Annotated in this window: 22 protein-coding genes, 1 tRNA gene and 1 pseudogene; 13 read left to right on the forward strand and 11 right to left on the reverse strand. The window is 66.4% G+C overall.

Features of this window, described 5'->3' with window-relative positions; genetic code table 11:
- Window positions 1–35: 35 nt before the first annotated feature.
- Window positions 36–647 (reverse strand): cell division protein CdpA domain-containing protein, encoded by a 612-nt coding sequence (locus tag HALKA_RS0105060; protein ID WP_018256961.1) that lies wholly within the window; start codon window positions 645–647, stop codon window positions 36–38.
- A 232-nt stretch (window positions 648–879) separates the two neighbouring features.
- On the opposite strand from HALKA_RS0105060, the gene HALKA_RS0105065 reads away from it, so the two are divergent.
- Window positions 880–1,815, forward strand: a complete 936-nt coding sequence (locus HALKA_RS0105065) for a GIDE domain-containing protein (RefSeq protein ID WP_018256962.1) — start codon at window positions 880–882, stop codon at window positions 1,813–1,815.
- Between the two features lie 47 nt (window positions 1,816–1,862).
- On the opposite strand, the gene HALKA_RS0105070 is transcribed toward HALKA_RS0105065, so the two are convergent.
- The gene (locus tag HALKA_RS0105070; protein ID WP_018256963.1) at window positions 1,863–2,606 is read right to left on the reverse strand and encodes a DNA polymerase sliding clamp; all 744 of its coding nucleotides are present in this window, start codon (window positions 2,604–2,606) and stop codon (window positions 1,863–1,865) included.
- 73 nt (window positions 2,607–2,679) lie between these two features.
- On the reverse strand, window positions 2,680–3,774 hold the full coding sequence (gene nirK / locus HALKA_RS0105075; RefSeq protein ID WP_026190161.1) for a copper-containing nitrite reductase: 1,095 nt from the start codon (window positions 3,772–3,774) through the stop codon (window positions 2,680–2,682).
- A 478-nt stretch (window positions 3,775–4,252) separates the two neighbouring features.
- Here nirK and HALKA_RS0105085 point away from each other — a divergent pair, with 478 nt between their 5' ends.
- The 5 genes from HALKA_RS0105085 (at window position 4,253) to HALKA_RS0105105 (ending at window position 7,588) form a co-directional block, all read left to right on the forward strand.
- Window positions 4,253–5,041, forward strand: a complete 789-nt coding sequence (locus HALKA_RS0105085; protein WP_018256966.1) for a 23S rRNA (uridine(2552)-2'-O)-methyltransferase — start codon at window positions 4,253–4,255, stop codon at window positions 5,039–5,041.
- Window positions 5,042–5,132: 91 nt separating this feature from the next.
- The gene (locus tag HALKA_RS0105090; RefSeq protein ID WP_026190162.1) at window positions 5,133–5,753 is read left to right on the forward strand and encodes an SWIM zinc finger family protein; all 621 of its coding nucleotides are present in this window, start codon (window positions 5,133–5,135) and stop codon (window positions 5,751–5,753) included.
- Window positions 5,754–5,855: 102 nt separating this feature from the next.
- Window positions 5,856–6,293 (forward strand): TRAM domain-containing protein, encoded by a 438-nt coding sequence (locus tag HALKA_RS0105095; protein WP_018256968.1) that lies wholly within the window; start codon window positions 5,856–5,858, stop codon window positions 6,291–6,293.
- A 139-nt stretch (window positions 6,294–6,432) separates the two neighbouring features.
- The gene (locus HALKA_RS0105100; protein WP_018256969.1) at window positions 6,433–6,768 is read left to right on the forward strand and encodes a hypothetical protein; all 336 of its coding nucleotides are present in this window, start codon (window positions 6,433–6,435) and stop codon (window positions 6,766–6,768) included.
- A 37-nt stretch (window positions 6,769–6,805) separates the two neighbouring features.
- Complete coding sequence (locus tag HALKA_RS0105105; RefSeq protein ID WP_018256970.1) at window positions 6,806–7,588, forward strand: SDR family oxidoreductase; 783 nt, start codon at window positions 6,806–6,808, stop codon at window positions 7,586–7,588.
- On the opposite strand, the gene HALKA_RS0105110 is transcribed toward HALKA_RS0105105, so the two are convergent.
- Window positions 7,585–7,821, reverse strand: a complete 237-nt coding sequence (locus tag HALKA_RS0105110) for a hypothetical protein (RefSeq protein WP_018256971.1) — start codon at window positions 7,819–7,821, stop codon at window positions 7,585–7,587. The genes HALKA_RS0105105 and HALKA_RS0105110 overlap by 4 nt on opposite strands.
- A 57-nt stretch (window positions 7,822–7,878) precedes the next feature.
- Window positions 7,879–8,877 (reverse strand): mannose-1-phosphate guanylyltransferase, encoded by a 999-nt coding sequence (locus HALKA_RS0105115; protein WP_018256972.1) that lies wholly within the window; start codon window positions 8,875–8,877, stop codon window positions 7,879–7,881.
- A gap of 106 nt (window positions 8,878–8,983) precedes the next feature.
- On the opposite strand from HALKA_RS0105115, the gene HALKA_RS19935 reads away from it, so the two are divergent.
- Window positions 8,984–9,412 (forward strand): hypothetical protein, encoded by a 429-nt coding sequence (locus HALKA_RS19935; protein ID WP_018256973.1) that lies wholly within the window; start codon window positions 8,984–8,986, stop codon window positions 9,410–9,412.
- Window positions 9,413–10,109: 697 nt separating this feature from the next.
- Here the strand turns inward: HALKA_RS19935 and HALKA_RS0105125 are convergent.
- On the reverse strand, window positions 10,110–10,403 hold the full coding sequence (locus tag HALKA_RS0105125) for a DUF7091 family protein (protein WP_018256974.1): 294 nt from the start codon (window positions 10,401–10,403) through the stop codon (window positions 10,110–10,112).
- Window positions 10,404–10,618: 215 nt separating this feature from the next.
- Between HALKA_RS0105125 and HALKA_RS0105130 the strand changes: the two genes are divergently transcribed.
- The 3 genes from HALKA_RS0105130 (at window position 10,619) to HALKA_RS0105140 (ending at window position 12,703) form a co-directional block, all read left to right on the forward strand.
- Window positions 10,619–11,551, forward strand: coding sequence for a replication factor A (locus HALKA_RS0105130; protein WP_026190163.1), 933 nt, complete (start codon window positions 10,619–10,621; stop codon window positions 11,549–11,551).
- A 1-nt stretch (window position 11,552) separates the two neighbouring features.
- Window positions 11,553–12,164: an RPA family protein gene (locus HALKA_RS0105135; protein ID WP_018256976.1), complete on the forward strand. Its 612-nt coding sequence runs from the start codon at window positions 11,553–11,555 to the stop codon at window positions 12,162–12,164.
- Between the two features lie 101 nt (window positions 12,165–12,265).
- Window positions 12,266–12,703, forward strand: a complete 438-nt coding sequence (locus HALKA_RS0105140; RefSeq protein ID WP_015762002.1) for a DUF8146 domain-containing protein — start codon at window positions 12,266–12,268, stop codon at window positions 12,701–12,703.
- On the opposite strand, the gene HALKA_RS0105145 is transcribed toward HALKA_RS0105140, so the two are convergent.
- Window positions 12,704–13,156 (reverse strand): DUF5814 domain-containing protein, encoded by a 453-nt coding sequence (locus HALKA_RS0105145; RefSeq protein WP_015762003.1) that lies wholly within the window; start codon window positions 13,154–13,156, stop codon window positions 12,704–12,706. It abuts the gene before it with no gap.
- A 101-nt stretch (window positions 13,157–13,257) separates the two neighbouring features.
- On the opposite strand from HALKA_RS0105145, the gene HALKA_RS0105150 reads away from it, so the two are divergent.
- Window positions 13,258–13,328 (forward strand) — tRNA-His (locus HALKA_RS0105150).
- 104 nt (window positions 13,329–13,432) lie between these two features.
- Complete coding sequence (locus HALKA_RS19125) at window positions 13,433–14,311, forward strand: HNH endonuclease (RefSeq protein ID WP_044956484.1); 879 nt, start codon at window positions 13,433–13,435, stop codon at window positions 14,309–14,311.
- Here HALKA_RS19125 and HALKA_RS20780 read toward each other — a convergent pair.
- The 4 genes and pseudogenes from HALKA_RS20780 to HALKA_RS0105180 form a co-directional block, all read right to left on the reverse strand.
- The gene (locus HALKA_RS20780) at window positions 14,236–14,625 is read right to left on the reverse strand and encodes a hypothetical protein (protein ID WP_155119363.1); all 390 of its coding nucleotides are present in this window, start codon (window positions 14,623–14,625) and stop codon (window positions 14,236–14,238) included. The two genes, HALKA_RS19125 and HALKA_RS20780, sit on opposite strands and share 76 nt — an antisense overlap.
- Before the next feature lie 80 nt (window positions 14,626–14,705).
- Window positions 14,706–15,899 carry a site-2 protease family protein gene (locus tag HALKA_RS0105165; RefSeq protein ID WP_018256979.1) on the reverse strand — a complete coding sequence of 398 codons (1,194 nt, stop codon included), beginning with the start codon at window positions 15,897–15,899 and terminating at the stop codon, window positions 14,706–14,708.
- Window positions 15,900–15,947: 48 nt separating this feature from the next.
- Window positions 15,948–16,546, reverse strand: a pseudogene (locus HALKA_RS22350) (DUF5789 family protein).
- A 151-nt stretch (window positions 16,547–16,697) separates the two neighbouring features.
- Window positions 16,698–17,381 carry a DUF4013 domain-containing protein gene (locus tag HALKA_RS0105180; RefSeq protein ID WP_018256981.1) on the reverse strand — a complete coding sequence of 228 codons (684 nt, stop codon included), beginning with the start codon at window positions 17,379–17,381 and terminating at the stop codon, window positions 16,698–16,700.
- A 140-nt stretch (window positions 17,382–17,521) separates the two neighbouring features.
- Between HALKA_RS0105180 and HALKA_RS0105185 the strand changes: the two genes are divergently transcribed.
- Window positions 17,522–19,615 carry a DEAD/DEAH box helicase gene (locus HALKA_RS0105185; RefSeq protein ID WP_018256982.1) on the forward strand — a complete coding sequence of 698 codons (2,094 nt, stop codon included), beginning with the start codon at window positions 17,522–17,524 and terminating at the stop codon, window positions 19,613–19,615.
- The last annotated feature ends 88 nt before the right edge of the window (window positions 19,616–19,703 follow it).

Here is a 19,703-nt window from a genome sequence, read left to right on the forward strand (position 1 = left end):
TGCTCGCCGCGGTGGCGACTCGCTCTGGATCCGCGCTACTCGTCGACTCGCTCTTCGAGTTCCCGGATGACCTGCTCGGTCTCGCCGCCGTCGCCCCGGACGACCTGCTTGTACTCCGAGTACTCCTGGCGAGAGAGCTCTACCGTCCTGGTCTCGCCCTCCCGCCGCAGTTCGAGCCGCACGGTGCCGTGTGGGTTGTTGCGGATCCGGTAGCCGGCGACGGCTGTGAAGACGAACCAGAACGCCAGCGACCCCCCGAGGAAGTACACCGTCGTGGTCGGGAAGGCCAGCGACTGGGCGGTCCCGGTCCACCGGGGCGGGTAGGCGTAGGCGAACAGGCCGACACCGACGACACAGAGGAGCGTGCCCGCGAGCACACCGACGCGCTCGCGGCGCGTGGCCGGCAGGACGACGACGACCGACGCGAGCGACGCCGGGACTCCCAGGCCTGCGAGGACGCCGGCCAGCGACTGGGCCTCGGTCGCGCTGTCGGCTCCCAGTAGCGTCCCGAGCGGCGTCGTCACGATGAGGATGCCGACGACGACGGCGAGCACGCCGACCGCGAACAGCACGACGCCCGCGTAGACGCGTCTCGGATCGCGCCCGTTCCAGCGGGAACCGCCGTAGGCGTCGCCGAGACTCTCCATACGCGGCTACTCGTGGTCGTCGTACAAAAGGGTCCGTCAGACGGTCGCAAGACGGGGCGGGCTCGCCCTCGCGGTTCGCGTGTCGCGTTGCTCCCGCTCACGGTTCCGAGGGCTCGCTGGGCTCGCCCTCGCGGTCCGCGTGTCGCGGTGCTCCCGCTCACAGTTCCGAGGACTCGCTTCGTTCGCCCTCGCTGTCCGCAGCGGTTAGGTACTCCCCGCCGGAACCCCCGCTATGGCCGATCCGTTCGGACTCTTTCTGGGTTTCGTAGCACTCCTTGCCGTTGCCTTCCTCGCGGTGTACGCCTACTACGAGAGTGCCGGCGCACCGGCACCCGTCCGCACCCGCCACGGACTGACGCCGGGGCGGTCGGCGGTCGCCGTCGCTGTCGGCGTCGGCCTCGCCGTTCTGGTCGTCGCCGTCGGCGGGCGGGTCTCGTTCGAGGCGGTGTTGGCCAGCCGACGGTACGCCCTCCGAGTCGGTCTCTGGGTGGTCGTCGTCGTCGGAGCCTGCGAGGCAGTGGCCGGGGGCTACGGCTTCGCCCGCCGGTGGTTGCGGTGTCGACCCGACCGGGTCGACGCCACGGGGCGGGTCGAGGCGGGGACGACAGCGGTGTCCGGCACGGTGACCGACGACTACGCCGCCGCTGCTCCGGTGACCGGCCGTACCGCGGTCTGCTGGTCGTGGTCCGTCTCGGTCACCGGGCCGGGGCTGCGACGCTACGACGAGGACGATCCCCACCGGACCGTCGACGGCGGCACCGGCGGCTGTCCCTTCGTCCTCGACGACGGGACGGGGCCGCTGTGTGTCGATCCCACGGACGCGACGCTCGCCGTCGACGGTGAGCGGTCGGTCGTCCGGCGACCAGACAGTGCGCCGCCCGACGGCTTCGTCGACCCCGCACCCAGCGTCGAAGCCGATTACGCAGACCGGCCACGCGAGTACACCGAGGCGGTGCTCCGGCCCGGAGAGACCGCGACCGTCTGGGGTGCGGTGGTGAGCGACGACGACGGACCGGTCCTCCGTGGTCCCCGGACCACGATCGTCGCCGGGTCGCCGGCCGGCGTCGCGCGGCGGTACCGCCGCCGGGCCGCTGGCTACGCTCTCGCCGGGATCGCGGGCGGGGCCGTCGGCGTCCTCGGCCTGCTCTGGAGCGTCGGCGGGCTCTGAGAGCGGCCGCTCGGACGGACGCTCGGAAAGACAGCGGCGAAAAGCGTCTATTCGCTCTGGATGCGCGGCGCGAGCATGTAGGTGACCGATCCCTGTCCCTCGGCGAAGTCGAAGTGCATCTTGACGGGGAACTCGTCGCCCAGTTCCATCCGGACCTCGGCGTCTTTCGGGATCGCCTTGTTCATGTTCTGCAGGTAGTCCAGCGAGAACAGCGAGTGAGCGTCGCCGGGCGTGAGATCGATCAGGTCCTCGCGGTCGAGTTCGAGGTGGACGTCGTCGGTGTCGCCCTCCGCGTCGACGTAGAACAGTTCGTCGGTGGCGTCGACGCCCAGGGCGATGTGATCGGAGACCATGTCGGCGGCCGTTACGGAGCGGTCGATATCCTTGCCCTCGATAACGACGTGGGCCGCCAGATCGAGATCGGGCAGGTCCGGCTCCTGCCGGATCGAGTCGGGGTCGATCAGCGCGAGCGTGTACTCCAGCCCGTCGATGGCGATGTGGAGCTTGCGCGTCTCTTCGTCCAGTTCGAGGTGGACGAGCTGTCCGGCGTCGGCCATGCCGGCGATGTCTTCGAGCCGCGAGAGGTTGACACCGATGAGGCCCCCGTCGGTCTCGTAGGATTCGAAGGCTGCGGCTTCGAGTGTGAGATCGACCATCCCGACGTTGGCGGGATCGACGGCGCGAATTTCGAGGCCCTCATCGTTCAGGTGGATCTTGCACTCGTCCACCAGCACGCTCACGGAGTCGAGTGTCGCCTGGAGCGTGTCTGCGCTCACGATGGCGTTGAACATCTTGGCCACGGCTACGCCCCCATCCATTAAAAAAGACGCCATTCACCGCGTGCGCGTGCGGCGACGACTGTCGTCAGGGCTCGGGGTCGAACACGTCGGTCTGTTCATCGCCCTCCCGCATGATGACGGCCATGAAGCCCTTGCGAGCGACCCGGCTGAGAGCGTGATCCACGAGCTTGATCGGGCCGGGGACCTCGGCGTGCAGGGTCGTGATCGCGGTCGAGCCCGGCGGGACCGGCGTCGTCTCGACGAAGCGGTTGGGCTCTCCGGCGATCGAGCCCTGTTGCCACACCTTGTCCCAGACGGAGCCGATCGGGTGGTAACTGGACATGAGATTCGGACCGCCGGAGACGAAGTACACCCGAGCAGTGTCGCCCACGTCGATGCTGGGCGAACCGTAGCCGTCGGGGGTTATCGCGTACTTCTCGCCGTTCATGAGGACGTAGGTCGGCTCCTCGGCGGCCATCGCCTCCATGTCGAAGTCGTGGTGGCCTTCCTCTCCGGTCTCGCCGGTCGTGTACAGCTCGTGCTGGCCGAAGTAGAACTCGTGGTCCACTTCGGGCAGGCCGTCTTTGGGTTCGACGAGGATCAGCCCGAACATCCCCGACGAGATGTGCATGTCGAGGTTCGGCACGGCACAGTGGTAGGTGAAGCTTCCGGGGTAGGTCGCCTCGAAGCGGAAGGTCTCGGTCTCGCCGGGGGCCACCATCGACGCCTCCGCGCCGCCGCCGGGGCCACGCACCGCGTGGAGGTCGATGTTGTGAGGCATCGAGTTGCCCTCCTCGTTGGTGACGGTCATCTCGACGGTGTCGCCCCGACGCACGCGGATCATCGGTCCGGGGATCTGGTCCTCGAAGGCCATGTACGTGTACGTGACGCCGGGCTCGACCTCGGCGACCAGCTCTTTGGTGGTCAGTTCGACCTCGTGGGTCGTCGGTTCGTCCCGATCGATCGGGTCGGGAATGTCGGTCGGGTCCGCGGCGATACGGTCGACGTCGGTCTCCGTGGCTGGGTTCATGCTTGGCTCCTGTGGGGTCGCGCGATCAGTCGTCGATACCTCGGTCGCCTCCTGGTTGCTCGGCGCGGTACAGCCGGCGAGGGCGGCCGTCCCGCCGACGCCGAGCGCCTTGAGCACGCGGCGACGCGTCGAGCGTGGAATAGATGACATTGAGCTTGCCTCCGACATCTGCACCTTTCTGCCCAGACCGCATATATGCAGAAGCGGTTTCTCAGGCCGTCAGAAGCGCCCTCACGCGCTGAGAACGGGGCGAACTGGTTCGCTTCGTTCTATACCAACACTCGATTTTCTCCGGACTGTCCGCGTGGCCGTGCCGTGCGTGTCGACACCACACTATCGTTTAACTGGCCTCGGGGAACATCTTCGACGGCGTTCTTGGGCCTCGTCACCGAGCGCGAGCCCCGGCCCGGTCGCCGACGTGCTGGCCGACGAGACCGATAGCCCCGAACCGACCGTCGAGGCGATGCGTCGCGGGCCCGAGGAGTGGGCGATCCGCATCGAGAAGCGCGCCGCGGTCGAGGCGACCGCGGACTGACGGCCACGTCCCGATTGCCGCTCGCGACGCCCGCGCCGTGGCGGTGCTCCGAGCGAGTTATCCGTCTCGGCGGGCTACTCCGGACAACTGATCATGTCTGGTAAAGACGACTACTACAACAGGGCCAAACAGGAGGGGTATCGCGCCCGGTCAGCCTACAAGCTACAGCAACTCGACGAGACCGCCGGCCTGCTGGGGCAGAACCGAACGGTCCTCGACCTCGGGGCCGCACCCGGCGGCTGGATGCAGGTCGCCGCGGAACGCGTCGGCAGCGGCGGCGTCGTGATCGGCGTCGACCGCCAGCGTATCGACGACCTCGACGACCCCGACGCGAAGGTTGAGACGATCCGCGGGGACATGACCGACGAGTCGACCAGAGCCGAAGTGCGCGACGTGGTCGGTGCCGAGGGCGACGAGCGCCCGGTCGACGTGGTCATCTCCGACCTCGCGCCCAACATGACCGGTCAGTACGACCTCGATCACGCCCGGTCGATCCACCTCGCGCGCCAGGCGTTCGCGGTCGCCGAGGACGTGCTCGCGACCGGCGGGGACTTCGCGGTGAAGGTGTTCGACGGCCAGGACCTCGCCGACCTGGAGGCCGACATCGAGAGCGAGTTCGAGTACGTCCGGCAGGTCCGGCCCGACGCCTCCCGGGACTCGTCGTCGGAGCTGTACCTCGTCGCGAAGGGCTTTCTCACCGCGCCGGTCCGCGAGGGCGACACGGTAGAGGTGACCATCGAAGACGTGGGCAGCGAGGGCGACGGCATCGCCAAGGTCGAGGGGTACACGCTGTTCGTCTCCGGGACCGAAGCGGGCGACACCGTCACGGTCCGGGTCGACGACGTGAAACCGAACTTCGGCTTCGCACAGCCCGTCCAGTAGCGTCTCGGAGGGGTCGCCGAGCGATTTAGGTGTGTTCGGCACCTACCTGTTCGTACGGACACACCCGCCCGAACACCCGTGTCCGCCAGCTATGACGCTCATCGATCCCGCCGACGCTCCGCGCAAGACTGCACTGGCTCCCGACCTGCGACGACTCGATGAGCGGGCCGCTCGCGCCTGGACGGAGGCGATGGCGGTACGGTCGCTCCCGGGCTCGCGCTACGCCGTCGACTCCGAGAGCGGTGCGACCTACGTCGTCGACGCGACGACCGGCAGCTGTACCTGTCCCGACCACGAGATCAGAGGCCGGCGGTGCAAGCACGTCCGCCGGGTGGCAATCGAGATCACCGCCGGTCGGGTCCCACCGCCGGGGCAGGTCCGGGCGGCGTGTGACGCCTGCGGGACCGAGACGTTCGTTCCCGAGGACGCCCCGACGCCCCATCTCTGTGGGACCTGCGCGCTCGATCCGGGGACGGTCGTCCTCGACCGGGAGACGGGTGACCGGCTGGTCGTCGTCCGCGTTACCGATCGCCGGGCCGACGACGTCCGCGTCGACGCCACGGACTGTACGGTCGCGGCCTACCCCACCAACGAGGGGTATCCGGCCGACGACGTCGTCGTCGAGGCGGCGTATCTGGGCGACGGCGACCGCCGGTACTCGTTCCCCCGGTCGCGGCTCCGGCGAACGGACGACGCGGCGCTGCTCGCGTGACCGAGCGCCGTCCCCAGGCCCCGACGCGCCCACACGACGCCGTTCGACCCCGAGAATCCGTCGCTCGTAAGCGTTTTGCCGACGGCCACAGTAGCCAGTCGCATGGCCGACTGTCCACTCGCGGACGACTGCCCCGAGTTTAGCGAGCGCATCGAGGGGATGGGGTGTCAGCACTACGGCGACCGCGGTGGTGCCGAGTGGTGCAACCACTACAACCAGCCGATCTCGGACCTGAAGAGCCAGCCGGTCAAACTCGGCGAGGAAGTCGTCGTCGAGGTCGACGACATCCACGAGAGCGGTGCCGGCGTCGGCCGCACCGAGGACGGCTTCATCGTGATGGTCGACGGCCTCCTCCCACCGGCGAAGGCCCGCGTCCGGATCACGAAGGTCCGGTCGAACCACGCCCGCGCCGACGAGGTCGAGCGTCTCGAACTGGACGAGGACGACGAGGGGGAAGACGACGAAGACGAGGGGTACCAGGGCGACGACGAGGAGGACGACGAGCGCCTCGGCAGCCGCGACAACTTCTGGGGCGGATAGCGCCGTCGGGGTGGACAGTCTCCCGTTTTTCCCGGACACTGACGGCGGATCATCGGATTTATTCGAGCCCGTCGGGCACGGTAGCCCGTGCCGTCGGCGTCTTCGCCCGAGTCATACGGACGGTTGTAGGAATTTACCGGTGAGCGTCTACCCCGTGGCGACGCTCACCGGTAAGCAACTACAACTTTCCGTATCAGACACCGCTCACGGCGACGAGCACAGCGAGGCGTCCGTCGAGGCGACACTCGACGACGCGCTCGAACGGGTCGCCCACGGTGCGACGGTCTCGATTCCGGGCATCCTCTTCCAGCGCGCGCTCACGCTGGCGTTTATCGCCGTTCTGACGAACGGCTTCAGCGCCGGAGCCTACGGCGTCTTCGCGGTCGTCCTGCGGTGGCTGGGGTTCACACCGACGGAGCGACGACTGGCCGAGACGCTGCTCGACCGCTATCGCACTCGCCTGTCGAGGCGCTGACGACGACGTTTTGGGGCTGCCGCGCGCATCGGACCACATGGATCTGAAACTCGACGGCAACGTCGCACTGTGTACCGCAGCGACCAGCGGCCTCGGACTGGCGAGTGCCACGGCGCTGGCCCGCGAGGGCGCTCACGTCGCGATCTGTGGCCGCACGGCGTCCCACGTCGACGACGCTCGCGAGCAACTCGAAGCGACCGGCGACGGCGACGTGCTGGCCGTCGAGGCCGACATCACCGATCAGGATCACGTCGCCGCCTTCGTCGAGGAGACCGTCGGCGAACTGGGCGGGCTGGACCACGTCGTCACGAGTGCCGGCGGTCCCTCCAGTGGGGACTTCCGCTCGACGACCGACGACGACTGGTACCACGCCTACGACCTGCTGGTGATGAGCGCGGTGTGGACCACCCGCTTTGCCTACTCCCATCTCCGGGACTCAGCGGCCGGGACAGTCGTCAACATCACCTCCCGCTCGGTCAGAGAGGTCATCGACGACCTCGTGCTGTCGAACTCGGTCCGGCGGGCCGTCATCGGCCTCATGAAGACACAGGCCCGCGAGTTCGCCCCCGAGGTCCGGGTCAACGCGGTCCTCCCCGGCGCTCACGAGACCCCCCGCATTCAGGAACTGATCGAGGACGCCGTTTCCCGCGGGGAGTACGACAGCTACGAGCAGGGGCGGGCCGAGTGGTCCGACGCGCCGCTGGGCCGGATCGCCGACCCGCGAGAGCTGGGCGACGTGGTCGCGTTCCTCTCCAGTGCGCGCTCGTCGTACGTGACGGGGGCGGCACTGCCCATCGACGGCGGATCGATGCGGAGCTAGCGCTGCTCGCGTTCGTCGATTCCGCCGACGACGGTGCGCTCGCTGGCGACGGACTGCCAGACGACGATGCCGAGCGACGCGACCGCGACGATCGCCGTCAGCAGGTAGCCCGTGCTGTCGACGGTGTAGAGTTCGCCGGGGAAGAAAAACGACAGCGCCAACAGCCCGACGGCCGCGAAGCCGACGATGAACGGAATGACGAACAGCCAGAACTGCCGGGCAGCGCCTGCCATGGCGTCGGTTACAGCCGGCTATGGCAAGACTTTTTCGACAGTGGCGGTCGGGTCACGTCAGAACGCGTCCTCGTCTCGGAGGCGAGCGACGACCTCGCGAACGCGCTGGCTCTCGTCGGCGGGGACGACCAGCGTTCGGTCGCCGTAACTCGCGACGACGAGGTCGGAGACGCCGACGAGACTGACGTGGCCGTCGGTCGCGACGACGTTGTCCCCCGCGTCGACGGTCACGGCGTCGCCGAGCACGGCGTTGCCGTCGTCGCCCGCCGGCAAGTGCCGCGCCAGCGCGTCCCACGCGCCCAGGTCGTCCCAGGCGAAGTCGGCGGGCACGACGAACACGCCCTCGGCCCGTTCGAGGACGGCGTAGTCGACGCTGACCGGATCGACGGCGTCGAACCCCCGTTCGGGTTCGCCCCGCTCCAGTGCGTCGGCCAGATCCGACAGCGGCGACGCCCGCGCGGCCGACAGCAACGCCTCGGGCGTCCACGCGAACATGCCGGCGTTCCAGTAGCAGCCACGGTCGACGTAGTCTGTTGCGGTCTCGCGGTCCGGCTTCTCGTGGAACTGCGTGACCGTCTCGTACCACTCTCGGCGCTCTCCGGGCTCGATGTAGCCGTAGCCCGGTTCCGGGCGCGTCGGTTCGACACCGACGGTCACCAGCCCCTCCGTTTCGACTGCGGTGCGAGCCGCCCGTCGCCCGACGGCCTCGAAGCCGTCGCCGACGACGTGGTCGCTTGGCACCGCAAGGAGCACGCAGTCGCCGACCTGCTCGCGGATCCGGTGGGCGGCGTAGACGAGCGCGGGGCCGGTGTCTTTCGGCGCTGGCTCGGTGAGGACGGCGGCCTCGGGCGCGTGGTCGTGAACCGCGTCGGCGAAGGCCTCGCGAGTGAGGACGTACGTCTCGTCGGCGAAACTGACTCGCTCGACGGCTCTGGTCAGCAGCGACCGGTCGCCGCCGAACGACTGGAACTGTTTGGGCTGGTCGGCCCTGCTGGCCGGATAGAGGCGCGTCCCGGTCCCGCCGGCCAGTACCAGGGCGACGATGGGGCGATCCATGTGTCCGCTTGGACGCCGGCCGCTCTCAAAAATTCTGTCCGATAGACCGTCGCCCGAGTCCGCGACCGCCGAAGGATTGAGTGTCGTGGCAGTTCGTCCCTCGAATATGGTCCCGGATATCTCTCTCCTCGCCCTCGATCGCCGATCGGTCGCGCTCGCAGCGGTCGGCGGGATCAGTCACCTGGCGCTGGTCGCCGCGCTCTGGCTGTGGTTCGGATTCACCACGCGCGTCGCGGACAACGAAGCGTTCCTCGTCTACACCACTCTCGGCGCGGTGGCTCTCGGAGCGGTACCGACGCTGCTGATCGCGGCGAGACGGCTCGCGTCTCCGCTCGTCGTCGTCGGCGGGACCGGCCTCGCGACCGCGGCCCAGACGTGGCTGGTTTACGTTGCGCCCCAGACGCCGCCGGCACCGGTCGGCCCGACGCCCTTCGGCTGGTATCTCGTGGGCTGGCCCGTCGTCGCCGCGGTCGCGCTCGCGGGTGGCGCGACCGAACACCGACTTCGGCGAACGGGTCCACGAACCGGGACGTAATGCTTCCGGCTCACGTCGGTGGGATCGTACAGACGACGACTGGTACGGGTTATTGTCGCCGTCTGCTCGGTCGACCGCACGGCGTCCGGTCGAACTCTGTGCGGACGGGCTCGGGAGGCGACGGATGGAGTCTCCCGGTGGCGTGCGGTCGGTCCGGTACAGATCTACAATGCTCCGTCTGAACGCCCTCGCCGCGCTCGCGGGCGCTGGCAGGCATCTCCTCGCTCACTGCGTTCGCTCGGATAGGGGTCGGCCAGCGCCTCCCTTCGTGTCACTCACCGCGAGACGCGTCTCGCCCTTTCGATCCACCAGGAGAGCACGCTCTCCTGAGCCCTCGTTCACTCCGTTCACGAGAACACCGGGCCACAGCAGACAGCACCGAGCCACGCCCTCCCCAGCCGAGTCGCTCGTTCGCGTTGCTCACTCATACGGATTATTGTAGCGATTTACCGGTGATCGTCGCCACGGGATAGACGATCACCGGTACGCAACTACAATAAACCGTATCACTCCTCCCTCGCACACTGTCGGCGCTCGACGGAGTGAGCGACAGCGTGCGCCAACGTCGCTGCTGTCGGCATTCGCGCGATTCACTCGACCGAACGCAGTGAGGTCGAGCCTTTTTCGTCGACGTTTTCGCGCGAGTGGTTCGAGTCGCGGCTTCGCCGCGCTCGAACCCGAAGCGGAAAACGGTCGGTCACCACGTCTCGACGCTGCCCGTTTTCACGTCCTCGGCACAGCCCTGGCAGTCGGGGTGGTCGGGATCGAAGCAGGCCGGGCGCGCCTGGTCGTCGAGGCGGACTGCGCGGCGCTCGGCGTAGCGTCGACAGACGATGCGAGCCTTCCCGTCGTCGTTCTGTGGGAGATCCGCGAGCGCGGACCGCTTGGCGTCGGTGTATGCCTGTTTCGCGTCCTCGATCTGGCGGCCCGCCGACCGGAGGGTCGTCCTGATCATCTGCTGAAAGAGGGTCGTCCGGTCGTCGTCGGCCATACGTCCCGTTTCGGCTCGCGCCTCAAGAATCTTCTCTGGCAACTGGCGTGACGGGCCCCGATCGGTGCCGGGGCCGGACCTGATACCGACGCCGGAGACGGGGCCGCCGAGGAGGGCGTCGCTTTCACTTTCAGTGTGGTTGACGAGGGTTTATGTACCGAGACGACCAATCGACAGGTGTCTCCCATCGAAAACACGCGGAGACAGAGACACCAATGACCGATTTGCATACCCCTGCGACAGAGATACAAGAGCAGTTCGACGACCAGCTTGACGTGACCGTCGACGAGATCGAGGAGCGCCTCGAAACGCTGGTCGAGGAGTACAAGGTCCCGCTCAGCGAGGCCCGCCGCAGCGTCGTCAACACGTACCTCGACGACGCCGGCATGGACCGCGACCAGCTCTCGGGCGGTGGCGGCAACGAGCACGTCGACATCGCCGACGTGGACGCACCCGAGGAGTGGATCGACGTGACCGCGAAGGTCGTCGAGCTGTGGGACGCCACGGCCGACGCCGTCGCGCAGGTCGGCCTGCTGGGCGACGAGACCGGGACCATCAAGTTCACCAAGTGGTCCAAGTCCGACCTCCCGGAACTCGAAGAAGGGCAGGTCTACGAGCTTCGAAACGTCGTCACCGACGAGTACCAGGGTCGCTTCTCCGTGAAGCTCAACCGGACGACGACCATCGAGGCCGTCGACGAGGAGATCGAGGTCGGCGACGACGCCGTCGAGGTCGAGGGCGCGCTGGTCGACATCCAGTCGGGCAGCGGGCTCATCAAGCGATGTCCCGAGGAGGACTGTACGCGGGTCCTCCAGAACGGCCGCTGCAACGAGCACGGCGAGGTCGAAGGCGAGTTCGACCTCCGCATCAAGGGCGTCCTCGACGACGGCGAGGAAGTGACCGAAGTCATCTTCGACGAGGAGGCGACCGAGGCACTGACCGGCATCTCGCTGGCAGAGGGCAAGGAGATGGCCATGGACGCACTGGACACGACCGTCGTGGCCGACGAGATGCGCCAGAAGGTGCTGGGACGGTACTACCGAGTCACCGGCCCGACGCTCGGCCGATACGTCCTGGCGAACGAACAGGAGCGACTGGACGGGCCAGTGGACGCAGAGGCGATGCTGATCAAAGCGAGGTCGATCTGAGATGGCTGCAACACCCACCCGCGAAGTCGCACGCCGCGTCTTCGCCAGCGAGTTCAACGACGCGAGTTACACGTTCAAAGAGTCCGACGACGAGCGCGCACCCGTCTACGTCCTGTTGCCGACGGGCGAGCGGGCCAACCGCGTGTTCCTCGTCGGCACGCTGACCGAGACCGAGGACGTGGGCGAGGACAGCGAGTACTGGCAGGGACGGGTCGTCGACCCCAACGGCGACACGTTCTTCATGTACGCCGGGCAGTACCAGCCCGACGCCGCCTCGATGCTGCGGGAACTGGAGCCGCCGGCCTACGTCGCCGTCGTGGGCAAGCCCCGCACGTACGAGACCGACGACGGTGAGGTCAACGTCTCGGTTCGACCGGAGTCGATCTCGCAGGTCGACGAGGCGACCCGCGATCGCTGGGTCGTCGAGACGGCCGAGCGGACGCTCGATCGCATTCAGGCCTTCGACGACGAGGACGGTGCCGAGATGGACGAGTACGTCCAGATGGCAGGCGAACAGTACGACCTGCCCGTCGAGAACTACCGACGCGCCGCGGTCGGCGCACTGGAAAGTCTCGAAGACGAACAGCGAGAGACGACCACCGCCGAGCAGTAGTCCGACTGCCGGCACCCGTTCGTTTTCTTTCGGTCCCCCGCCAGCCGTGCGATCGTCTGACAAACGGTTAAGTATGATGCGGAGACAAACCCAACACAACGATGAGCAACAAGAACAAGACGATCTCGTTCCGGGTCAGCCAGGAGAAGTTCGAGACCCTCCGTGGTATCGCCGAGGAACGAGACATCTCGCTGTCTGCGGTGTTTCGTGACTACGTGGATCTCCTCGTCGCTCACGACGGCCAGGTCGAGGTCGTCCCCGAACACGAACTCAACGAAGCGACGGACACCGAGGAGACGACCGAGAGCTTCCCGCCGAAAGTCGAGGTCCCCAAGAGCTTCGTCCGCGAACACGAGCGACTGGAGTTAGAGGCCGACCATCTCCGCGAACAGCTCGAAGAGCACAAGCGCTACGTCACCCAGCTCCGCCAGCAACTCGACGAGCACGACCAGGAAGACATCGTCCAGCTCGAAGATCTCGACGGCGAGGACGACGACGACGCGTCCTACCGCATCGGTAGCTTCGACGATCTCGACTAGCTACACCAGTTCGTCTCTGCTCTCGCGTGCCTGCTTCGCTACGTCCGGTTTTTCGTCGACGTCTGCCAGTGCCTCGACTGCTTCGAGCGTCCTGACCGAGTCGTCCAGAAAGGAGAGCACGTCGCCGGGATAGGCGTACAGCATGTAGTCGTCGCCCATCACGTCGACGATGGCGTCGGGTCCCAGTCCCTGTGCCCGCAGCTCCAGGAGGTACCGGACGAACTTCTCCTCGGGACAGCCACAGTGGGGATTCGCCTGACAGTCACAGTCGAGGAAGTCCTCGGCGAAATCGAGGACCCGATCCTGGCTCGCCTCGTTGAGCTTCGCGAGTCCCTCGCCCTGGAAGAGGATGTCCAGCGTCGCGCCCTTGAACGCGCCCTTCGGGAACGAGGTCTCCAGCTGTGAGGCCAGCTGGCGGTGGTTCTTGACGTAGATTTTGTCGGTGATGGCCACGCTTAGGGGCCGTTGGGGTGCGGCGTGTAAAAGCGTCTCGAAGGCCGTACGGAGTCGTAACGTATATGTCCGCGACCCGGTTACCGACGTATGCAAGCGTGTCCGGGTTGGGGTAGTGGTATCCTCCAGCCTTGTGGTGGCTGGGACGTGGGTTCAATTCCCGCACCCGGACTAGTTAATTTTCCGACAACAATACTCGACAGCAGACCCCTCCATAGTTTCACTTCCACTACGGTCGGCCCAGATATATATTTCATAGCGGAAGATAAGAAATTTATGGCAGAGAATGAGTGTCCAAACTGTGGCCGAGTGTTCGAGAGCAGACGTGGACTCGGTGTTCATCATACACGTGTCCACGACGAGCGGTTACCGAACAGAGAGTGTGCACACTGTGGCGACTCATTTTATTGTGAGTACCAGCGGAAGTACTGTACCGAAGAGTGCCACGACGAGGCAGTCTCGTTTGCTGGGTCGGCGAACCCGAACTACGATGATGGCAAGAGCCAAGCGGATTGCGACATCTGTGGCAGTGAATTCGAATATTACGAGTCCGAGAAGCCGGGTCTGTATTGTCCCGATTGCGTCGAAAACGAACGGTGGCGAGATCCACCCGTCATCAGGGGCAGTGAGCATCCCCGCTGGAGCGGCGGCAAAGCCACCGTCGCCTGTGACGAGTGCGGTGCGACCGTCGAGCGCTACCCCCATCAGATCACCGGCGAGGCCACGTTCTGCGGTCTCGACTGTCACGCGTCGTGGCTCTCGGAGCAGTTCACAGGCGAGGGCCACCCGAACTGGGAGGGCGGCGGCGTCGGCCCGTACGGGAAGGGATGGAACGCCGTCAGGGAGGCGGCACTCGAACGCGACGGCCACGAGTGCGTGGTCTGTGGGACGACGGCCGACGAACTGGGTCGGAACCCGGACGTGCACCACATCGTTCCCGTCCGGGCGTTCGTCGAGACGCCGGTGCTGGCCGAGCGGGACGCCCATACACTGGACAACGTCGTCTCGCTGTGTCCGGCGTGTCACCGGCGGGCGGAGTTCGGCCGGATCTCACGCGAGGAACTGCGGTGGCGGACGGCTCAGTTCGATGGTGTAGGTGAGTGTAGTCGATCCGGGCCGATTTCGACCGATTCGGGGCCTACGATCTCGACGTAGACCTGCTGGACATCTGATTGCATGCGGATCGTCGCTACGCGGGCTGTCTCGTCGTCAACGATCACGCGGAGATCGACCGCGTGTGTGTAATCTTCGTAGGGGACGAGGCCCTCGATCGTGCTGGATTCGTCGGCGGATAGGTCACCCGCCGTCGACTGGCTCCCGTCGACTTCTACCTCGTAGGTGTGCGCACGATCGTCGCCGTTCCGAACGACCAGTGCAGCGCCATCGCCGCCGGAGAGGCCAGGACAGCCCGCGACGAGCGCTGATAGTCCCAGTCCAGCGCCGACGCTCACGAACTGTCTTCGATGCATACTCTGCTGGAAGAAATGCGCCACGATAGGTTTTGTGCTACAGCGACGGACAGTGTGCAGTCCGGTAGTGCTGTCCCTGCTCACGCCTGCGGTTCGAAGACGGTCGCCTCGCCCTCGTCGTCGGCCCTGTAGTCGGGATTCTCCTTGATGATCGTCAGTGCCGTCATGATGTCGCTGCGGGTGAGCAGCCCCTGGAACGCGTCGGCCTCGTCGAGGACGATCAGGCGGCCGACGTTGTTCCCTTCCAGTTCCGAGAGCGCGGTCATGACGTCCTCGTCGGGGGCGACAGCGATGAGCTCCGTCGTCATGATGTCGCTGACGGTGTAGGCGTCCCGTTCGACCTCGCGCACGGCGCGGGCGTCTTCCAGCGTGACGAGGCCGACGATCTCGCCGTTGCGCTCGACGGGGTAGCCGGTGTGGCGCTCCTCGAACATCGTCCGGATGAGATCGCGGACCTTCGTGTCGGGGTCGACGGTGGTCACGCGGTCGGCGGGCGTCATCACGTCGGCGACGGTGACGCCTTCGAAGGCCGCTCGCATGACCGTCTGGCGGGACTCGCCGGCCGCGCCGATGTAGATGAAGAAGGCCAGGCCGATCAGCAGCGGATTGAAGGGTGGGAACAGTCCGAACAGCGCCAGCAGGATCGCGAACCCCTTCCCGACCTCGGCCGCGATCTCCGTGGCGCGAGCGTAGGGATTCGACCGCGCGAGCAGAGCCCGGAGGATGCGGCCGCCGTCCATCGGGAACCCCGGGAGCATGTTGAAGACGGCCAGTGCGACGTTCATCAGCGCGAGGTAGCCGAGGACGAAGCGGACGGCAGCGAACGTCGTCGTCGTCGTCCCGCTGGGGACCAGCACGAACCCGATCAGCGAGACAAGCCCGACGAGGACGCTGACAACGGGGCCGGCCAGCGCGATGAGAAACTCCTGTCGCCAGTCTTCGGGCATCTCGTCTAACTGTGCGATGCCGCCGAACAGCCACAGCGTGATCGACTCGATCGGGTAGCCGTAGCGGATCGCCACGAGTGAGTGGCCCAGTTCGTGGAGGACGACGCCGGTAAACAGGCCGATCGCGGCCGCGATGCCCAGCAGCCACGGCAGGAGATCGGTGGTGAGGACTGCCGGGTCGAGGTTCCCACCGAACCGGTTGAGCAACTCGACGGTCGGCTCGACCTGCGAGCCGATGATCCACGCGAACAGTGGCAACACCAGCAGGAAGGTCAGATCCAGCTGGATCGGAATTCCGAAGGCACTGCCGATACGGAATCGTCGCATAGTCGTCGCTTGTCGTGGGAGGGGCTTAAGCCCCCTGCGTGACCGACCCTAGACGCCGAGCCACTCGTCGTTGCGGACGCTGTAGCCGTTCTCGCGACAGAACGTCGCGGCTTCCCGGCGTACGGCTCGCGATCCGGGTAGCTTGCCCGTCTCGTCGACCAGTTCGACGATCCAGTCGGCCATGTACTGGATCCCCTCGTCGTCGTCGTCCGCGTCGATCGCTTTCAGCGCTCGGAACGTCTTCTCGTAGGCCTCTCGCTGCGAGGTGCCCAGCGAGGTCTGCTGGACCGTCCGGCAGTGTTCGACGATGCGTTTCATCGCCGCGGCGATGGTCGGACGCTGGACGCGGGTCCGGACGGTCGCCGGCTCGTCGAAGATCTCCTGATCGGTCTCTGGGAGGAGCTCCGCGACCGTGTGGACGTTCGCGTCCGACTCGACGGTCGGTCTCCGACGGCTTCGACGACTTCCCGCGCTGTCGCGGGGAACGACAGCGTGTCCAGTTCCGTCTCCAGTTCGCCTAGCGCCCGCTCGTCGACGGGCGGCTCCGTTTCGTCGTTGCGTTCGAGCGCGGTGAGGATGTCCCGCTCGCGCTGGCGACGGTCGGCGTTGTCTGCCTGCTCGTCTCGTCCGCTCTTATTATCTGCCATTGTGAAATATTATTTCTCCAACTAGATAACCTTGTGGTCCTGCCCTACGCGACGCTGGGACTCTCGTCGACGGTCGACTCGACGTGCGTGTCGGTCGCAGCGGCGAACCCGTCTCCGAGGAGCCACCCCGCGATGATCAGGGCGTAGAAGCTCATACGGAAAGTTGTAGGTCTTTACCAGATCGACCGCACGCCGTCGTGCGGTCGACTGGGTAAACGTCTACAACTGTCCGTATCAGGAAGACGCCGACGATCCCGCCGAGGATCGGAACGACGTTGAGTGCTCCAGCGAGGACGCCGACGACGACGTTGAGCGCGATCACGTAGAGCCACGCGACGGCGTAGTCGCGTGACGTGACGGCAGTTCTGATGACGGCCACGTCGAATCCGGCACCGAACGACCGCTCTCTCGCGTAGTTCGCGACGCCCGCCAGTCCGACGTAGCCGAAGACGATCGCCAGCACCCACCAGAGGAGCAGGCCGCCGAACAGTCCCAACAGCCCCAGTCCCGCGGCGGTCTCTGAGCCGGTCGCGAACGCGACGATCGAGCCCCCGACGAACACGCCGAACACGACCGTCGGGACGAGCTGGTAGACGAACGTGATGACCGCCGCGACCAGCCCCTCCTTGAGCAGTGATTCCCACTCGTCGAAGACCGGGGGCTCGCGCGCGTCTTCCATTCCGGCCCGGAGCGCCCGGACCGTGTAGCCCGTGACCACGAAGATCGGCACCACGAACACCGCGAGTAGCGTCGCTGCTCCGCCGATCGCGACGGTCACGATCCAGTCGTCCGACTCCATCGGATACCGTGCCAGTTCCTCGATATCGGGGTCCATATTTATGTTGTAATCTTCATATTTATGCGGCGTAAGCGTTCGCATCGGATCCCTGCCGAGTGGCTACCAGGCACTCACACCGTCGGACACATCGACGAGGTTCCGAACCGCTCAAATAGCTCCGCCGCGTTCGTTTGGACGTGTCTCAGCAGGTCGCACGCGTCGATACGCTGTTCCTCCACGAGCACGGCGACGACTACCGAGTCGTCGTTCGTCGGGACGGCGATCGAGTGTTTCACGGCGTGCTCGAACTCAAACAGACCGACGCCGGGCCACGGCCCCGTCGGCTCCGGATCAAGCGCGGGGCCAGCGAGGACCTGCGCAGTCCCGACCAGTTCGTCGAGTTGGCCCGTCGGGCCTCGCGGATCCGCATCTCCGAGCAGACCTCCGGACGGGGCCGCGAGGAGCTACGGGCGATGCTCGACGGCTACCAGCTCTCCGCGAAGGTCGTGCGCACCTGTCGGTACTGTGCCTCCAGTGGCCGCTACTCGCCGATCACGGGCGAGACGGCGATCAAGGCCGACGACGAACACATCTGTCCGGACTGCGCTCGCGAGGAACTGGACCGCGAACTCGCACTCAACGGGGGGATCACCGGCGACGCCCAAGCTCGCCTCGAAGAGCTCCTGCTGGACGTGCAGGACCTCGATCGCATCGAGAACCTCCTCTCTGGCGAACTCGATCCCGACCTGACGAAGTTCGACGAGATCTCGGCGACCGTCGACGACATCGACCTCGTGCCCGTGGACTCGCTCGATCTCCACCCCGGCATCCAGCAACACCTCGAAGGTCGCTTCGACACGCTCTTGCCGGTCCAGAGTCTCGCCGTCGAGAACGGCGCGACCGACGGCAGAGACCAGCTCGTCGTCTCTGCAACGGCCACCGGGAAGACGCTGATCGGTGAGCTGGCCGGTCTCGACCGCGTGTTGAACAACAAGGGAAAGATGCTGTTTCTCGTCCCGCTGGTGGCGCTGGCAAACCAGAAGTACGAGTCCTTCGAGGAGCGCTACGGCGACATGGTCGACGTGTCGCTGCGTGTCGGATCGAGCCGGATCGACGGCGACGGCAACCGCTTCGACCCGAACGCCGACGTGATCGTCGGCACCTACGAGGGCATCGACCACGCGCTGCGGACCGGCAAGGATCTGGGGGACATCGGGACGGTCGTCATCGACGAGGTCCACACGCTCGGCGAGGGCGAGCGTGGCCACCGCCTCGACGGGCTCATCTCGCGGCTGAAGTACTACTGCGAGCAGGGCGAGACCGTGGAACAGTCTCGGAAAGGGCGAACGGGCGACGCCCGTGAGCAAAACGTCGGGCTGGACGGCACCCAGTGGATCTACCTCTCGGCGACGGTCGGCAACGCCAGCGACCTCGCCAAGCAGCTCCGGGCGAACCTCGTCGAGTTCGAGGAGCGACCGGTCCCCATCGAACGCCACGTCACCTTCGCCGACGGACAGGAGAAGACCCGCATCGAGAACAAGCTCGTCCGGCGGGCCTTCGACACGAAATCCAGCAAGGGCTATCGCGGCCAGACGATCATCTTCACCAACTCCCGGCGGCGCTGTCACGAGATCTCGCGGAAACTGGAGTACGACTCCGCACCGTACCACGCCGGACTGGACAACAAGCGCCGCCACCGCGTCGAACAGCAGTTCGCCGACCAGGACCTCGCCGCGGTCGTCACGACGGCGGCGCTGGCCGCCGGGGTCGACTTCCCGGCCTCGCAGGTCGTCTTCGACTCGCTGGCGATGGGCATCGAGTGGCTGTCGGTCCAGGAGTTCAGCCAGATGCTCGGCCGCGCCGGCCGGCCGGACTACCACGACAAGGGGACCGTCTACCTGCTGGTCGAACCCGACTGCTCCTATCACAACAGCATGGAGATGTCGGAAGACGAGGTCGCGTTCAAACTCCTCAAAGGCGACATGGAGCCGGTCATCACCGAGTACGACGAGGCCGCGGCCGTCGAGGAGACGCTCGCCAACGTCACCGTCGCCGGCGACCAGGCCGCGCGACTCAACGACCGCATGATCGGCGAGGTCCCGACCAAGCACGCGCTGGGCAAACTCCTCCAGTACGAGTTCATCGACGGGCTGGAGCCGACGCCCCTCGGTCGGGCCGTGACGCGGTTCTTCCTCGCGCCAGATCAGGCCTTCGCGATCCTCGATGGCATCCGCAAGGACCTGCATCCCTACGATATCGTCGCCGAGATGGAGCTGCGAGACCGGGAGTAACACGACCGATCTCGTCTATGGCGAGCGGGAGCGAAGCGACACGCGAGCTACGGGACCGCGACTATAGTAACGATTGAAACGATTTACA

This window comes from Halomicrobium katesii DSM 19301, assembly GCF_000379085.1.
Lineage (GTDB): Archaea > Halobacteriota > Halobacteria > Halobacteriales > Haloarculaceae > Halomicrobium > Halomicrobium katesii.

Coding starts and splice junctions, on each gene's coding strand:
- HALKA_RS0105060 (WP_018256961.1), bottom strand. CDS start 647: ATGGAGAGTCTCGGCGACGCCTACGGCGGTTCCCGCTGGAACGGGCGC.
- HALKA_RS0105065 (WP_018256962.1), top strand. CDS start 880: ATGGCCGATCCGTTCGGACTCTTTCTGGGTTTCGTAGCACTCCTTGCC.
- HALKA_RS0105070 (WP_018256963.1), bottom strand. CDS start 2,606: ATGTTCAACGCCATCGTGAGCGCAGACACGCTCCAGGCGACACTCGAC.
- nirK (WP_026190161.1), bottom strand. CDS start 3,774: ATGTCATCTATTCCACGCTCGACGCGTCGCCGCGTGCTCAAGGCGCTC.
- HALKA_RS0105085 (WP_018256966.1), top strand. CDS start 4,253: ATGTCTGGTAAAGACGACTACTACAACAGGGCCAAACAGGAGGGGTAT.
- HALKA_RS0105090 (WP_026190162.1), top strand. CDS start 5,133: ATGACGCTCATCGATCCCGCCGACGCTCCGCGCAAGACTGCACTGGCT.
- HALKA_RS0105095 (WP_018256968.1), top strand. CDS start 5,856: ATGGCCGACTGTCCACTCGCGGACGACTGCCCCGAGTTTAGCGAGCGC.
- HALKA_RS0105105 (WP_018256970.1), top strand. CDS start 6,806: ATGGATCTGAAACTCGACGGCAACGTCGCACTGTGTACCGCAGCGACC.
- HALKA_RS0105110 (WP_018256971.1), bottom strand. CDS start 7,821: ATGGCAGGCGCTGCCCGGCAGTTCTGGCTGTTCGTCATTCCGTTCATC.
- HALKA_RS0105115 (WP_018256972.1), bottom strand. CDS start 8,877: ATGGATCGCCCCATCGTCGCCCTGGTACTGGCCGGCGGGACCGGGACG.
- HALKA_RS19935 (WP_018256973.1), top strand. CDS start 8,984: ATGGTCCCGGATATCTCTCTCCTCGCCCTCGATCGCCGATCGGTCGCG.
- HALKA_RS0105125 (WP_018256974.1), bottom strand. CDS start 10,403: ATGGCCGACGACGACCGGACGACCCTCTTTCAGCAGATGATCAGGACG.
- HALKA_RS0105130 (WP_026190163.1), top strand. CDS start 10,619: ATGACCGATTTGCATACCCCTGCGACAGAGATACAAGAGCAGTTCGAC.
- HALKA_RS0105135 (WP_018256976.1), top strand. CDS start 11,553: ATGGCTGCAACACCCACCCGCGAAGTCGCACGCCGCGTCTTCGCCAGC.
- HALKA_RS0105140 (WP_015762002.1), top strand. CDS start 12,266: ATGAGCAACAAGAACAAGACGATCTCGTTCCGGGTCAGCCAGGAGAAG.
- HALKA_RS19125 (WP_044956484.1), top strand. CDS start 13,433: ATGGCAGAGAATGAGTGTCCAAACTGTGGCCGAGTGTTCGAGAGCAGA.
- HALKA_RS20780 (WP_155119363.1), bottom strand. CDS start 14,625: ATGCATCGAAGACAGTTCGTGAGCGTCGGCGCTGGACTGGGACTATCA.
- HALKA_RS0105165 (WP_018256979.1), bottom strand. CDS start 15,899: ATGCGACGATTCCGTATCGGCAGTGCCTTCGGAATTCCGATCCAGCTG.
- HALKA_RS0105180 (WP_018256981.1), bottom strand. CDS start 17,381: ATGGACCCCGATATCGAGGAACTGGCACGGTATCCGATGGAGTCGGAC.